The 15,061-nt window shown below is 66.3% G+C and carries 12 protein-coding genes; 6 read left to right on the top strand and 6 right to left on the bottom strand.

The genetic code is table 11. The annotated features are described in order from the left end of the window. Positions 1–74: 74 nt before the first annotated feature. Positions 75–578, bottom strand: a complete 504-nt coding sequence (locus GCT13_RS09485) for a hypothetical protein (RefSeq protein WP_152757232.1) — start codon at positions 576–578, stop codon at positions 75–77. An 87-nt stretch (positions 579–665) separates the two neighbouring features. Then, complete coding sequence (locus tag GCT13_RS09480; protein ID WP_152757230.1) at positions 666–1,148, bottom strand: hypothetical protein; 483 nt, start codon at positions 1,146–1,148, stop codon at positions 666–668. A 549-nt stretch (positions 1,149–1,697) separates the two neighbouring features. Between GCT13_RS09480 and GCT13_RS09475 the strand changes: the two genes are divergently transcribed. Continuing rightward, positions 1,698–3,095: a sigma-54 dependent transcriptional regulator gene (locus GCT13_RS09475; protein ID WP_152757228.1), complete on the top strand. Its 1,398-nt coding sequence runs from the start codon at positions 1,698–1,700 to the stop codon at positions 3,093–3,095. Between the two features lie 246 nt (positions 3,096–3,341). Next, positions 3,342–4,313, top strand: a complete 972-nt coding sequence (locus tag GCT13_RS09470) for a thymidylate synthase (protein WP_152757226.1) — start codon at positions 3,342–3,344, stop codon at positions 4,311–4,313. 118 nt (positions 4,314–4,431) lie between these two features. Here GCT13_RS09470 and GCT13_RS09465 read toward each other — a convergent pair whose 3' ends face one another. Beyond that, positions 4,432–7,167, bottom strand: coding sequence for a DUF6600 domain-containing protein (locus tag GCT13_RS09465; protein ID WP_227746767.1), 2,736 nt, complete (start codon positions 7,165–7,167; stop codon positions 4,432–4,434). Positions 7,168–7,318: 151 nt separating this feature from the next. After that, entirely contained in the window at positions 7,319–8,032 is a 714-nt protein-coding gene (locus GCT13_RS09460) for an ArsR/SmtB family transcription factor (protein ID WP_152757224.1), read from the bottom strand. A 300-nt stretch (positions 8,033–8,332) separates the two neighbouring features. Between GCT13_RS09460 and GCT13_RS48265 the strand changes: the two genes are divergently transcribed. The 4 genes from GCT13_RS48265 to GCT13_RS09445 all read left to right on the top strand — a co-directional run bounded on the left by GCT13_RS48265 (position 8,333) and on the right by GCT13_RS09445 (position 11,661). Further along, the gene (locus GCT13_RS48265; protein WP_193727619.1) at positions 8,333–8,473 is read left to right on the top strand and encodes a hypothetical protein; all 141 of its coding nucleotides are present in this window, start codon (positions 8,333–8,335) and stop codon (positions 8,471–8,473) included. A 138-nt stretch (positions 8,474–8,611) separates the two neighbouring features. Continuing rightward, entirely contained in the window at positions 8,612–9,865 is a 1,254-nt protein-coding gene (locus GCT13_RS09455; RefSeq protein ID WP_152757222.1) for an MFS transporter, read from the top strand. A 72-nt stretch (positions 9,866–9,937) separates the two neighbouring features. After that, entirely contained in the window at positions 9,938–11,002 is a 1,065-nt protein-coding gene (locus tag GCT13_RS09450; protein ID WP_152757324.1) for a GlxA family transcriptional regulator, read from the top strand. A 152-nt stretch (positions 11,003–11,154) separates the two neighbouring features. Beyond that, positions 11,155–11,661, top strand: coding sequence for an acyl-CoA thioesterase (locus GCT13_RS09445; protein ID WP_152757220.1), 507 nt, complete (start codon positions 11,155–11,157; stop codon positions 11,659–11,661). A gap of 120 nt (positions 11,662–11,781) precedes the next feature. Here GCT13_RS09445 and fumC read toward each other — a convergent pair whose 3' ends face one another. Together fumC and GCT13_RS09435 are read right to left on the bottom strand one after the other, a co-directional pair. Then, complete coding sequence (gene fumC, locus GCT13_RS09440; RefSeq protein WP_152757218.1) at positions 11,782–13,182, bottom strand: class II fumarate hydratase; 1,401 nt, start codon at positions 13,180–13,182, stop codon at positions 11,782–11,784. 52 nt (positions 13,183–13,234) lie between these two features. Beyond that, positions 13,235–14,923 (bottom strand): phospholipase D family protein, encoded by a 1,689-nt coding sequence (locus tag GCT13_RS09435; protein WP_407670764.1) that lies wholly within the window; start codon positions 14,921–14,923, stop codon positions 13,235–13,237. Positions 14,924–15,061 lie beyond the last annotated feature (138 nt).

The raw sequence follows: 15,061 nt of genomic DNA, 5'->3' as shown, positions 1-15,061 counted from the left end.
GACGAGCACGAAGGCCGCGATACCGGCGCGCGCCGGAATGCGCCGGACCGGCAATGGCGAACGAAACAGCGCGGTCATTTGTTGAGCCCTCCGAGCGCGCCGCCCAGCGCCGTCGAGAGCGGCGCGAGCGCGCCCGTCACCGACGCCGAGATGCTGCCGCCGAGCCCCGGCGCCGGTTGCCCGATGCCGCCGGAGTTGAGCGCGACGTTGTTGTTCGTGGTGCTGCCCGTCAGGATGCGAGTGACGGCCTGGAGGCCCGCGTTGCCGGCAACGTTCCTGTCGAGACCCGTCGAGCCGTGCGCGTTGGTCAGGTCGGCGTCCGAGGCGACTTGCGCCATCGTCGGGTTGAAGGTGTTGGCGGGGAACGTCGAGACGCGCGAGGTCACGGGGTCCTGGTCCCTCGGCACCGAGTCATATGCGATGCGCGGCGTGATCTCCCTCTCGACGACGATATCGCCGGGATTCACGACCTGCGCGGCTGCGACGCCCGCGAAGCCGGCGGCGGATGCGCCGACGAGTGCAGCCAGGGTTGTCGCGCGCGTTGCGCGGCTGTACAGCGTCGCGAATGAAGCGATCATTTTGCGTGCTCCCGATACGGAGTCCGAAACACTTTGCATGCTCTTCGATGCGCTTTTTGTGCTACGGCTGCTGCATTGCTGCGTTTCCTACTTGCGCTGGTAGTTCGCTACGTTGCCTTGCGCGGCGCGTGCGGCGTCGACGGGGATGGGCAGCGGCGACGGCGGCGCGATCTCGTCCCACAGCGTCACGGCATTGCCGCGTGTCAGCTGCGGCGCCGCCGCGACCATCACCATGCCTGCCGCTCCGCCACGCTGGCGCGACAGCACCTGGTCGTCGAGCGCGACGTTGCTCGTCGGCGTGCCGTCGTCAGGCTCGTCGATTACCTGCGCGCGAGTCGACTCGTCTTCCGTCGCTGCTTCCGGTTCCGTACTGGCATTGGTGGTGGTCGCAAACGTTTCATCCGCGGAATCGGGCGCGGGATGCGCTGCCGTCGCGAGCGGTTCCGCGGTGACGGATTCCTGCGCGTTCACGCCTGCCGGGAGCGCGACGAGAGCGAGCGCGACGCACAGGGCGGCGCTGGCTGGCAGTCGCCGGATCGGGCTCGAGTCGATGCCGAAAACGAGTCGCATGATGTCTCTCCTTGGTGCGGGAGATTTAGCGAAACGTGTGCCATCCGTGCGAACCCATTGATGCGATTGGTCCGCCCAAAATCGATCCGGCGCCCGTTGCTGAAAATCGGCCGTAAACGTTTCAGGTCTGAAACCTCGCCCAAAAAAACACGCTTATTTCAAATCGGTGCGTTAAATGCAACGCCACGGGAGCACGTTGATAAAAAAGTAGGGTGAATGCGCTTCCAGGTGAATTAATCGGGTCCTAATGAGATTGCCTTGCAGCCGCAAACCCTTGCCGCGCAAGGTCTGACGATTTAATTCGCATATTTGTTTTCGACGGCTCGCGCGTATAGTAAGCTCTCATCCACAGCACACGATTTTAAAAAGCCCACTACTGGGCCGTTTCAATACACGCGCCGTTTTCGGGGATCAGCTGTCCGTACGGAATGGAATGGCCGTTCGGTTTTCGCCGTTTGCGAATCCCGTGCGAATAGGCGTGCCTGAAAGCTAAATCCAGATCAGCACATGCCGTCATCCTTAACGTTCGTTGACGAGAGGATCTGAATAATGGAATCCGCCACACGGCAACTGATATACGTATCAAGAGATCCCAGCGCTGAGTTGAACACGCGTTTTCATGAGCGCGGCTGGCACGTCGAAGTCGTCGGCTCGGCGCGGGATGCGCGCCGCGCTGTGCGTGCGGGGATGGCGGCGGGCGGTCTGCTCGACCTGTCGAGCTGCTTCCAGCAGCATGAAATCGCTGCATTCGAGTCCTGCCTGACGATGCCCAACGTCGGCTGGGTCGCGACCACGATGGCCGGCCAGCTGCAGGACGCCGCCTTGCGTCGGCTCGTGCGCGACTACTGTTTCGATTATGTGACCGTGCCTTACTCGGGCGACCGGATCGTCGATTCGGTCGGGCATGCATATGGAATGGTCTCGCTCGGCGAGCCGGCGTCGAATGACGCATCGCCGGGCGGTTCCGAGGGCGAGATGGTCGGTTCGTGCGACGCGATGCTCGCGCTCTTCCGCTCGATCCGCAAGGTCGCGATGACGGACGCGCCCGTCTTCATTTCCGGTGAATCGGGCACCGGCAAGGAACTGACGGCCGTCGCTATCCACGAGCGCTCGGCGCGCCGCAACGCGCCGTTCATTCCGATCAACTGCGGCGCGATTCCGCCGCATCTGCTGCAGTCGGAGCTTTTCGGCTACGAGCGCGGCGCGTTCACGGGCGCGAACCAGCGCAAGATCGGCCGCGTGGAAGCGGCGAACGGCGGCACGCTGTTCCTCGACGAAATCGGCGATTTGCCGCTCGAAAGCCAGGCGAGCCTGCTGCGTTTTCTGCAGGAGCGCAAGGTCGAACGGCTCGGCGGACACGGCGCGATCGAGGTGGACGTGCGGATCATCTCCGCGACTCACGTCGACATGAACACGGCAATGATCGAAGGGCGGTTCCGCTCGGACCTGTATCACCGCCTGTGCGTGCTGCAGATCGACGAGCCGCCGCTGCGCGCGCGCGGCAAGGACATCGAGCTGCTCGCGCGGCATATGCTCGAGCGTTTCAGGAAAGATGCGAGCCGCCGGCTGCGCGGCTTCGCGCCCGATGCGATCGCGGCGCTCCACAACTACAGCTGGCCGGGCAACGTGCGCGAGCTGATCAACCGCGTGCGGCGCGCGATCGTGATGTCGGAGGGCCGCGCGATCACGGCGCGCGATCTCGAACTCGCGGAATACGTCGAGATCGTTCCCGTCTCGCTCGCGCAGGCGCGCGAGGCAGCCGAAAGGCAGGCGATCGAGCTGGCGCTGCTGCGCCATCGCGGGCGTCTCGGCGACGCGGCACAGGAACTCGGCATTTCGCGCGTGACGCTGTACCGTTTGCTGTGCTCGCACGGCATGCGGCATATGGAAAGCGAACCGCTCGCGCAGCACGCGGCGGAGTTGCCGTCGACGATGCCGCATCTCTGACGTCTGTTCGCGACGAGACATCGGGAAGCCCGGCCGATTGGCCGGGCTTCTTTGCTTTGGACGGGCCCTTTCCCGTTTCCGGTTGCGTTGCCGGCTCTTTACGCCGCTTTCCACGCGCGGCGAAGGACATGCCGGCAGCACGCGTCGCGCGGGAAGCGGCGCCAGCACCGGGCTTCACGCGGCTTGCTAGAATCGGAGTTTCCCAAAAACCTCCGGTGCGCTAGGCGCACGGCCGAAGGAATCCGCATGAAACAATACCTCGACCTCGTCCGCACGATCCTCGATACCGGCAACTGGCAGGAAAACCGCACCGGCATCCGCACGATCAGCATGCCGGGGGCGATGTTGCGCTTCGATCTGCAGCAGGGTTTCCCCGCCGTGACGACGAAAAGGCTCGCTTTCAAGTCGGCGATCGGCGAGCTGATCGGCTTTTTGCGCGCATCGCGTAGCGCAGCCGATTTTCGCGCGCTCGGCTGCAAGGTCTGGGACGGCAACGCGAACGAAAACGCGCAGTGGCTCGCGAACCCTTACCGGCAAGGCCCCGACGATCTGGGCGATGTCTACGGCGTCCAATGGCGCCAGTGGCCCGCCTATAAGGTGCTCGACACGACGGCGAGCGCCCGTCTCGAAGATGCGGCGTCGCGCGGCTACACGCCCGTCACCGAGTTCGAGGAGGGCGGCGTGCGCAAGGTGGTGCTGTACAAGGCGATCGACCAGATCCGCCAGTGCCTCGACACGATCGTCAACAACCCTTCCGACCGGCGGATTTTGTTTCACGCCTGGAATCCGGCCGTGCTCGAGGAAATTGCGCTGCCGGCTTGCCATCTGCTGTATCAGTTTCTGCCGTACGTGTCGAAGCGCGAGATTTCGCTGTGCCTGTACATCCGCAGCAACGACGTCGGGCTCGGCACGCCGTTCAACCTGACGGAAGGCGCGGCGCTGCTGCATCTCGTCGGCCGGCTGACGGGTTATACGCCGCGCTGGTTCACGTATTTCATCGGCGACGCGCACATCTACGAGAACCAGCTCGACATGCTGCAACAGCAGCTGACGCGCGAGCCCTACGAAAGCCCGACGCTCGCGATTGCCGAGCGCGTGCCCGAGTTCGCGAAGACGGGCGTCTACGAGCCCGAGTGGCTGGAGAAGATCGAACCCTCCGATTTCTCGCTGGTCGGCTACCGGCACCACGAACCGCTGACAGCGCCGATGGCGATCTGACGCGTAGCCGGTATTCCGGCGCATCGTATCCCTGATGTGAAAACGCCCACCGCAATTGCGGTGGGCGTTTCCGTTTGTGGCGCGGCGCGATTGCCTCGACTGCCGGTGCTGCCGGGACTCAGCCGCGATGATGCTCTTCGTGGCCTCCGCCGCCCGTCGCGCGCTGTTCCTGATGAGGCTGCGGCTGCGGTTGAGGCTGCGGATGCGGCTGCTGCGCCTGCGGCGGCGGATGGAATTCCGGACGCGGCTGTTGTTGCGGCTGCGGTTGCGGATGAAATTCCGGACGCGGTTGCGGCTGCGGATGGAACTCCTGGCGTGCCTGTTGTTGCGGCTGCGGTTGCGGGTGGAACTCCGGTCGCGGTTGTGGCTGCGGACGGAGCGCCTGGCGTGTCTGCTGTTGCTGTTGCTGTTGCGGCTGCGGGTGGAACTCCGGTCGCGGTTGTGGCTGCGGACGGAGCGCCTGGCGTGCCTGCTGTTGCTGTTGCTGTTGCGGCTGCGGTTGCGGGTGAAATTCCGGACGCGCCTGTTGCTGCGGATGGAACTCCGGACGCGCCTGAACCTGGGGCTGATTCTGCGGACGAAATGCCTCGCGTCCCTGTTGCTGCGCCTGTTGCACCGGAGCCGGCGTCGGCTGCGCGCGCATCTCCGGCCCGTGTTGCGGCTGACCCTGCGCGGCGCCAGCGAAACCGTTCGCCGGCCGTGGCGCCCGTTCGTGCTGCTGTATCGCTTGACCGTTCTGCTGCATCGCGGGACCCTGCGGCTGCGCTGCACCGGACTGCGGGTTGCCGCGTTGCTGGGCCATCGGCGCATGATGCTGCGTCCACGCGGGCTCACGCTGCTGGGCGGCAGCCAGATCCTGACGCTGCGCGCCTCCCGGCTGACCCGGCTGCGGCTGCATGCCGTTCATCTGATGGCCGCCCGTGAATTGCGGAGGACGCGGCACGCCATTGCCCGGCTGAACGGGTTGTCCGGGCCGCTCGGCTCGTTGGCCAGCCATCGGCCCCGACGCAAAACCGCGCCCCGGTTGACCCGGCACGCCATGCTGCGGTGCGCTCATTTGCGGCTCGCCACCCGGCCGCTGTCCGCCCGGCGCACCCGCGATCGGCGCGCCCGGCATCGCGCCGGGCATCTGGCCCGGCACGCGCGAGCGCACCACCCGCACGTTCGCGACGGGGCCGTTGCCATTGAGCGTCTGTCCGCCGAAGTGCGCGGGCACGGAAGTCCGCACCATCGGCTCGCCCGCGCCCGGCACGCGCCCGTGCCCGCCTTGGGCGAAGTTCTGCGCGAGCCTGTCGTGGAACGCCGCGGGCACGCCAGGATTGCGCGTGCCGACGACGGGCCGCGCCATCACGTTCGCCGGCGGCCGGTAGGCCGCGTTGCGCATCCCCGGTCCGAAGCTCTGCCTGACGGGGGCGAGATTCGGCGCGCCGGCATTGAAGCGCGCATTGCGCCACTGCGCGGGATCGACGCGCTGTCCGAAATGATTCGTCGGCTGTCCGTGGACGAATGCCGTTGCGGGCATTCCCGTGACGGCGCCTGGCGCGCGGTAGTTGATGTACGTGTTGCGGACGTTGTTATGAATATCGACGCGGTTGTTGACGATGACCGTGTTGTTCACGCGCTCGTAATAGCGCGGGCTCCAGTCGTGATCGCGGCCCCAGTGCGGATGCCACGGCTCGCCGGGGCCGAGCGCGAACCACGCGACCCCCGCCGCCGCGACGCCGCCGATCGCCAGATTGACGCTCCAGTCGCTGCCGCCGCCATCGCCGACGAACGCGACGAGAGCGGGCGCGTACACGGGCGGCTCGCTGACGACGACGGGCCCCGGCACCCACGCCCACGTATCGTCGACATAGGCCCAGCGGCCATAGTGGTAAGGCGCGAAACCCCACGGCGCGTCGTCGACCCACGTCCAGCCCCACGGCGCTTGCCAGACCCAGTGGCCGTCGCGATAAGGCGCCCATCCTGCGGGCTCCTCATTCGGCATCCACACTTCGCCGTATTGTGGCGTGCTGCGCCACGTGCCGTTCGCGTCGAGGTCCTGATAACCGGGCATTTCGCGCGATACATAGCGCGCCGAAACCGAGCGGTCTTCGGCGGCATCGCGGCTGGCCGTCCACTGGTCGAACGGGTCGGCGCCGGGCGCGCCGTTATCGGCCGTCTGCTCCAGGCTCGTGCCCGCGAAGGTGATCTGCTGCCCAGCGGCGACGGTCACCTGGCCGTTGTCGCCGTAGACAGTCGCACTGCCTCTGCGCACCGTGACCGTCGTGCTGCTGCCGTCGGGTGCGACATCGACGCGATAGTCGCCTGGCCCGTCGACGCCCAGCGCGAGATTCGGGGTGTCGATCTCATACGACGAGCCCGGCGCGATCGCGCGCACGTGTGTCGACAGTGTGCCTTGCGCGACCTTTAGCTGCGTGCTGTTGTCGTCGAGATTGAGGATGTCGAGGCTGGTTTGCTGGCCCATGCGCACGGCCGTCGAGCCGATGTGCAGTTCCGAGCGCGCGTTTTTGTCGTTCCACAGATGGTCGCCCGTCGTGAGCGGCCGGTTGGCTTGCGCATACGACCAGTCGGACGCGCCCGCGGGCTCCGTCGTGACCGTGCCCGCCATGTAGTTCAGGCGCGCGACGCGTCCGGGCGGGTCGCTATCCGGCATCGATTGAGGTGCCGATTGCGGCGCGGATTGCGCGACGTTCGCGGGCGGCGGCGCTTCCTGCGACCACGCTGTCTGCATCGCGAGCGTCGCCAGCGCGCCCGCGACGGCGAGCGCGACGAGAGACGAACGCTGCATCGCGCGGTGCGCCGAATCGTCGGCGGTGCCGGAATTTCGGCCTGGTGTGGTGAGTGTTTTCATGGTTGTCGCTCCATCGGGTGCGCGCGGCGCGGCACCCTGCGAAATCACTCTACCCGTGGCGCCTGTTTCAAGGCGGTCTCATTTGTAAGCCACTCCGGTGGCGCTGTAACAAAAGTTGTCCCGTCAAATGGCTTGTCAGACGAATCGCTCGTCAATGCGCCAAAAACGCGTCGAAATGACGATGGCCGGAGGGCGTCACGCGCAGGATTCGCGGCCGCTCGGCGCGCTCGACCCAGCCCTTCGACGACCACGACTCGAGCAGCGCCGCGCCGAGCGCGCCGCCCAGATGCGGCCTGCGCTCGCTCCAGTCGGGGCAGGTGCAGGCGAAACGCCGGCGACGCGTACGCTGTCGCGTGACGTCGATACCCCAGTCGGCGAGGAGCGCTGCGCCTTTGGGCGTCGCGTCGAGTGAATCGCCGTAGACGGTCAGCAGGTCGCCGCCGACCAGCCGTTCGTAGACGCGCACGGCCAGTTCGCCCGCCATATGGTCGTAGCAGGTGCGCGCGTAGCGCATGTCGACGGGCACGGTGCGCGCCGGACGCGGCACGGGGCGCTGCGGCGCCGTGGCTTCGGCGACGTTGGCGAGCGCCTCGATGGTCGCGGCGATCTCCGCCGACGCGATGCGAAAATAGCGATGCCGCCCGCGCACTTCGAGCGCAAGCAGTCCGCCGTCGGTGAGTCTCGCGAGGTGCGCACTCGCCGCCGACGGCGAAAGCCCCGCAATCAGCGTCAGTTCGCCTGCGGGACGCGCGGTGCCGTCCATCAGCGCCCACAGCATCGCGGCGCGGCCCGGGTCGGCGAGCAGCGCGCCGATACGGCTCAGGCCCGGAAAGTAATTCGGTTCCGAAGGAAGCAGTGCAGCCATGTGGATCTCCTGTCGACCCGAATTAGCGCTTTAGCACTTACTCCAGCCCCATGCAGAGCACTTACTCGGGTCCGATGCAAAGCGGCGGACTAGAGTTGGGGTTGAGCGCTTACTCCCGCCCCATGCAAAGCGCTCGTAGCCAATCGGGTCATGGCTTCACTCTACCCGCGATGCGCATTCGATGTTTCAGCGTGCCGTGAACTGTCGCGTGCGCCGCCGCACCCCGTCGATCTGCGGGCGCACAGGGCGCCAGGCTAGAATCGGAGCGCTTTCTCCAGTTTTCGAGCGAACGACGCAGTCATGAAAATCCTCTTCTCCGTGGTCGCGGCCTTGGTCCTGTGCAGCGCATGCGCGCAGGGCGGGGCGGGCCCGTCGTCGGCCGGATCGGGCAGCATCACGATGTACGGCACGATCGACAAAGGCGTCACCGTCCACAACTGACGCCTCCGGCGGCGCGGTCGCTACGGATGCGCCGACGAGGGCATGCGCGGCGTGGCAGAAATTGATGCATCATTGGCCTTTCTGCCAAGGCGACCGATGTGACGATGTGCGCATTCGTCACCCGCCGCGAGGCCACCGATGCCGTCACCTTCCGCCGCTTCCGATGTCCACAGCCGCGCCACGGGCCGCGCCGATCCGCATGGCCGCCGCGCCGCGCGTGTGCTGGCCATTTGCCAGGCGCTCTACACGTCGTCGGTGTCGATCGATCTGACGCTGACGGGCCTCGTCGGCTACACGCTTGCCGACGACAAGTCGCTCGCCACGCTGCCGTTCTCGCTGATCACCGTCGCCGCCGCGCTGACGACCGTGTGCGCGTCGTTCCTGATGGCGCGCGTCGGCCGGCGCGCGGGCTTCATGCTCGGCGCGGGCGTCGGCGCGGCGGGCGGCGCGGTTTCCGTGTACGCGATCTTTCACCACAGCTTCTGGGCGTTCTGCGTGGGCACGGCCACCGTCGGCGTATTTCAGGCCTTCGCGCAGTACTATCGGCTCGCCGCCGCAGACGCCGTTTCCGCCGAAACCAAGAGCCGCGCGATCTCGACCGTGCTGACGGGCGGCGTCGTCGCGGCCGTACTCGGTCCGGCGCTGGCCGCGTGGAGCAAGGACTGGCTCGCGCCCGTCGCGTTTGCCGGCTCGTATGCGCTCGTGACAGTGCTCGCGCTGCTGTCGATGGCGCTCGTCGCCGCGCTGTATCGCGATGCCGCGCCGCATGCGGACGTCGCGGCGAAACGGGAGCCGGCCCGGCCTTGGCGCGCGATCATCCGCCAGCCGATCTTCGTGGCCGCGCTCGCGAACAACGCGCTCGGCTACGCGGTGATGATGTTCGTGATGACCGCGACGCCGATTGCCGCCGTCGCGTGCGGACACTCGATCGGCGACGGCGCGCAGATCATCCAGTGGCATCTGGTCGGCATGTTTGCACCGTCGTTCTTTTCGGCGCGCCTGATCGCGCGCTTCGGCGTGCTGCGCGTGATCGGGGCGGGCATCGTGCTGTCGGCGCTATGCGGCGTGCTCGCGCTGCGCTCGACCGATCTGCCGCACTTCTACGCAGCGCTCGCGTGCCTGGGTGTCGGCTGGAACCTGATGTTCGTCGGCGGCACGACGCTGCTCGCGCAATCGTACCGGTCGTCCGAGCGGGCGAAGACCCAGGCGACGAGCGAATTCACGACCTTCGCGTTCTCGGCGCTTGGCTCGCTCTGCGCGGGCCAGATGCTCGCGCATTTCGGCTGGGCGGCCATCAACGCAGCGATTTTTCCGTTCCTCGCGCTCGCCGCGCTGGCGACGCTGGCCTTCGCGTGGTCGCAAAGGCGCGCGCTGCCCGCGTCGAGCATGTGAACGGATTCCGTCGATGTCGACGATAGAGGACTCACGATGATCCACGCTTCGAACGCCACCGATCACGAAGAGATGCGCGCGCTGGCACACGACGCGCCCGCGCCGCAAGTTCGTCACATCGTGTTCGCCGTTGCGCCCGAACTCGTGCTGCTTGACGCATGCGGCCCACTCGAAGCATTCCATCGCGCGGAGCTGACGGTGCGCGACGCGCGGCGCGTGTTGCCTGGAGTGTTGCCCGGATCGCCCGAGCGCGTCGCGTACCGCACGACGGTCGCATCGATCGACGGCGGCGAGCTCGACACCTTTCCCGGCTTGCCCGTCATCACGCAGCGCCTCGACGCGCTCGACGGCGAGCCGATCGACACGCTGATCATCCCCGGCATTCCCGTCGACGACGGCCGCGCATTGCAGCCGGCGCTGATCGACTGGATCGCGCGGCGCGCGCCGCAGGTGAGGCGCGTGTGCTCGGTGTGCACGGGCGCGTTCTATCTGGCCGCGGCGGGTGTGCTCGACGGGCGCCGCGCGACGACGCACTGGCGCGACGCCGTTCGCCTCGCCGAGCGTTTTCCGCGCGTACGTGTCGACGCCGAGCCGATCTTCATCCGCGAGCCGTTGCCGGGCGTTGGCGGCCGGGCCGTGTGGACGTCGGCGGGCGTGACGGCGGGCATCGATCTCGCGCTTGCGCTGATTCAGGAGGACTACGGGCATCCCGTCGCGATGCAGGTCGCGCGGCGGCTCGTCGTGTTCGTCAAGCGCCCGGGCGGGCAGTCGCAGTACAGCGCGGCGCTGGCGGCGCAAGCGTCGGCGGGCGGCGCGTTCGACGGTTTGCACGGCTGGATCGCGTCGAACCTGAACGGCGACCTGTCCGTCGAGCGGCTCGCGGAAGAGGCGCGCATGAGTCCGCGCACCTTCGCGCGCCGCTATGTCGACGAAGTGGGCCGCACGCCCGCGAAGACCGTTTCGGCATTGCGGCTCGAAGCGGCGTCGCGGGCGCTTGCCGAATCGCGCCGGCCGCTGAAGCGGATCGCGCTGGATTGCGGCTTCGGCAGCGAGCAGAACTTGCGGCGCGCGTTCATGCGCAGCTTCGGCGTGCTGCCGCTCGACTACCGCGAGCGTTTCTCGTCGGCGCTGCGCTGAGTTGCGGCGGCGCGCCGCGCCGGCCGCAGTTACGCGCCATGCAAAGCAATGTTGCGCAGTGCAAGCCATAAGCAGCGCCGGATAGCACAGCGGCCGTCTTATTGCCCTCGTATAATCGGCTCCTTTCGATAGTTTGTTTGACCGGAGTCAAGATGAGCACGCCGTCCGCAGCGCCGCTAGATCGTTCAGAAACCACGTTCCGATTCCTCGCCGAACCGACGTCGGTCAACTTCGGTGGCAAGGTCCATGGCGGTGCGTTGATGAAATGGATCGACGAAACCGCGTACGCGTGCGCGGCCGTCTGGTCGGGCCGATATTGCGTGACGGTCAGCGTCGGCAATATCCGTTTTCGCCGGCCGATTCACGTCGGCAATCTGGTCGAACTGCGCGCGCGCGTCGTCGCGACGGGGCGCACCAGCATGCATATCCATGTGTCGGTGCATGCGGGCGATCCGAAGGGCGGCGAGCTGCTGCAAACCACGGACTGTCTCGTTGTGATGGTCGCCGTCAACGAGAACGGAACTCCTGTGTCCGTGCCGTCGTTCGTGCCGCAAACCGACGAGCAGAAGCGTCTCGCGAAGTACGCAATGGACGTGAAAGCCGCACTCGATGCGATCGTCGATCTGAAGCCCGAGGAAGTTGCGCAGGGCAAGGTCTGACGTGCAGTATCACCGGATGCCCTCTTCGCGTTTGCGAAGAGAGCATCGCGGGCTTGCAGTAAAGGGCGGCAGTAAAGGGCTTTAGCGAAGGGCTTTAGCGAAGGGCTTTAACGAAAGGCTTTAACGCTTCGTGTCGCCGACCATATCGTGCGGCCGCACCCATTCGTCGAACTGCTGCTCCGTCAGATGACCGAGCGCGAGCGCCGCGGCCTTCAGCGTGGTGCCTTCCTTGTGCGCCTTCTTCGCGATCTGCGCGGCCTTGTCGTAGCCGATGTGCGGATTGAGCGCCGTCACGAGCATCAGCGATTCGTTCAGCAACTGGTCGATTCGCTCGCGGTTCGGCTCGATGCCGACCGCGCAGTTGTCGTTGAAGCTCTGCATGCCGTCGGCAAGCAGGCGCACGGACTGCAGCACGTTATGCGCGATCATCGGCCGGAACACGTTCAGCTCGAAGTTGCCGCTCGCGCCGCCCATGTTGACGGCCACATCGTTGCCGAACACCTGGCAGCACAGCATCGTCACCGCTTCGGATTGAGTCGGGTTCACCTTGCCCGGCATGATCGAGCTGCCCGGCTCGTTTTCGGGAATCGACAGTTCACCCAGGCCGCAGCGCGGGCCGCTTGCGAGCCAGCGGATGTCGTTGGCGATCTTCGTCATGCTTGCCGCGAGCGTCTTCAGCGCGCCGTGCGCGAACACGAGCGCATCGGCGGCTGCCATCACCTCGAACTTGTTCGGCGCGGACACGAAAGGCAGGCCCGTCAGCTTGCCGATCGCCGCCGCGACCTGGTCCGCGAACTGCGGATGCGCGTTCAACCCGGTGCCGACGGCCGTGCCGCCCTGCGCGAGTTCGTACAGATGCGGCAACACCGATTCGATATGTTTCGCGCACTGGTCGAGCTGCGCGACATAGCCCGAGAATTCCTGGCCGAGCGTGAGCGGCGTCGCGTCCTGCAAATGCGTGCGGCCGATCTTCACGACATTGGCGAATGCTTTCGCTTTCTTGTCGAGCGTATCGCGCAGCGTCTTCAGCGCGGGCAGCAGATGTTTCGCGATGCCGACAGCGGCCGCCACGTGCATCGCGGTCGGAAACACGTCGTTCGACGATTGCCCGCGATTCACGTCGTCGTTCGGATGCACAAGGCGCGCTTCGCCGCGCTCGCCGCCCATCAGCTCGCTCGCGCGGTTCGCGATCACCTCGTTGAGGTTCATGTTGCTCTGCGTGCCGGAGCCCGTTTGCCAGACGGCGAGCGGAAATTCATCGGCGTGCCGGCCTTCGACGATCTCGTCGGCGGCGGCCATGATCGCCTTCGCCCTGGTCGCGTCGAGCACGCCCAGGCCCAGGTTCACTTCGGCGGCGGCGCGCTTGATGATCGCGAGCGCCGTGATCAGCTCGGGCGACTGCTTCTCCGTCGAGATCTTGAAGTTCTGCAGCGAGCGCTGCGTTTGCGCACCCCACAGCTTCGCGCCCGGCACGGCGATTTCGCCGAACGTATCGCGTTCCATGCGTACATCTTCGGTCATGTTGTACTCCGCTTGACTGGTGACTGGATGGCTTTCCGGAAAAGGCAGCGCTTCACAACTGATCATCGACCGGCAGCAACAAGAATAGACCCGTCAGCACATTGCGGTAAAAGCCCGCGCCGGGATCGAGGTTGTATTGGTGAATCAGGCCGTTTTCCTCGTCGGTCCAGATGAGTTGCGATTGCGGCGTCGCCGAAGACTTCAGCGCGGCCAGTTCCGACGGCGTCGCGAGCGTCACGCGATAGCTGACGGCAGGCGACGTCGCACGGTCGAAGAGCCGCGCGACGTCTTCGGCAATGGGCGCGCTGTGGATCACGAGCGCGAGCTCCGTGTTCAGATGCGCGGAACGCGGATCGAGATTCATCGAGCCGATCACGAGCGTCTTGCGATCGATCACGTAGGACTTGGCGTGCAGACTGGCTCTCGAACGCGAACCGAACAGGCCCGTCTCCGGCTGGTTCTCGTCTTGCGTCGGCTTGAACTCGTAGAGCTGCACGCCGCGTTCGAGCAACGGCACGCGATACGGGCTATAGCCGGCCTGCACGGCGACGGCGTCGGTGGCCGCGAGCGAATTCGTCAGCACCTTGACGGTCACGCCGCGCTGCACGAGCTTGCCGAGCGCATCGACGCCCGCCTCGTGCGGCACGAAATACGGCGACGTGACGAGGAATTCCTTTTGCGCGTCGCGCATCAGTTCGACGAGGCGCATCATCGGCGGGCTCTTGTACTGATCGACGGGCAGACGCATTTTTTCAGGCGAATCGACCTTGAATTCGGCGGGCGCCCAGATGAGCCCGAGTTCGCCACTGGCGATCTGCGATGCGAGCGGTGTCGCGTTCAGCGGCTTCGCGTTGTACGGGTCCGCGTTGGTGCGCCAGTGCGCGCGCAACTCGTCGCGCATCTGGTCGAGATCGTGCGGATCGAACTTCTGCTTGTTCAGCGCGCGCAGCGGATACGAGTTGCTGTCGTTCCAGAACCTGTCGAAGCTCGCCGAGATATCGGCCGTGATCGGGCCGGCCGCGAGCACGTCGATATCGCGGAACTGCAGCGTCGGACTCGCGCTGAAGTATTCGTCGCCGAGATTGCGGCCGCCGACGATCGCGATCTGGTTGTCGGTGATCATCGCCTTGTTGTGCATGCGCCGCGTGAACGCGCCGACCTGCGTGAAGAAGTTCTCGCTGCGCTCATAGAAGCTCGATTGCGCGCTGCCGAACGGGTTGAACACGCGGATCTCGATGTTGTCGTGCGTGTTCAGCGCGGCCATCACGCGGTCGATGTCCTTGAAGTTCAGGTCGTCGACGAGCATCCGCACACGCACGCCGTGATCCGCCGCATAGAGCGCGGCGGCGAGCAGCAGCTTGCCCGTCGTGTCCTCTTCGGCGATGTAGTACTGCATGTCGAGCGTCTTCGTCGCCGCGCGCGCGAGCGCGATGCGCATCTGCAGCGCTTCCGTGCCGTTGGACAGCACGCGAAAGCCCGACTGGCCCGGATGCGCGCGTTCGGACGCGGCGAGCGCCGCGGAGAGCGTCGTGCTTTCCGTCGAGGGCAATGCGTGCGTGACGGGGCGGTCGAATGCGGTGGCGGGCGGGCGCGTCGCGCAAGCGGCCAGCAGCGTGGCCGCGACGATGAGCGCGAACGCGCGCGTCAGCATCGGACGTGGCGCGTTAAGCGAGATGCGGATGGTGCGTTGCTCTTCGTGATGCTGCAATGCGGCTGCGTCGTTGGTGTTATAGGCCGACACGCTTGTTCCTCCACTTGATCGGCACTGATGGTCGTCGCGGCGTCGCGGTTTCGCCTGAAAATATTTTACGGGGAAACCGTAATGAGGGTCGGTAAGGGACACGCAACGCGCGTGCCCGGGTTTGCGCGCGGCCGCTTG

Origin of the sequence: Paraburkholderia franconis, from assembly GCF_009362735.1 — a bacterium.
Taxonomy (GTDB): domain Bacteria; phylum Pseudomonadota; class Gammaproteobacteria; order Burkholderiales; family Burkholderiaceae; genus Paraburkholderia; species Paraburkholderia franconis.
The sequence above is the reverse complement of the archived record's forward strand: the minus strand, read 5'-3'. Positions and strand labels throughout refer to the sequence as shown.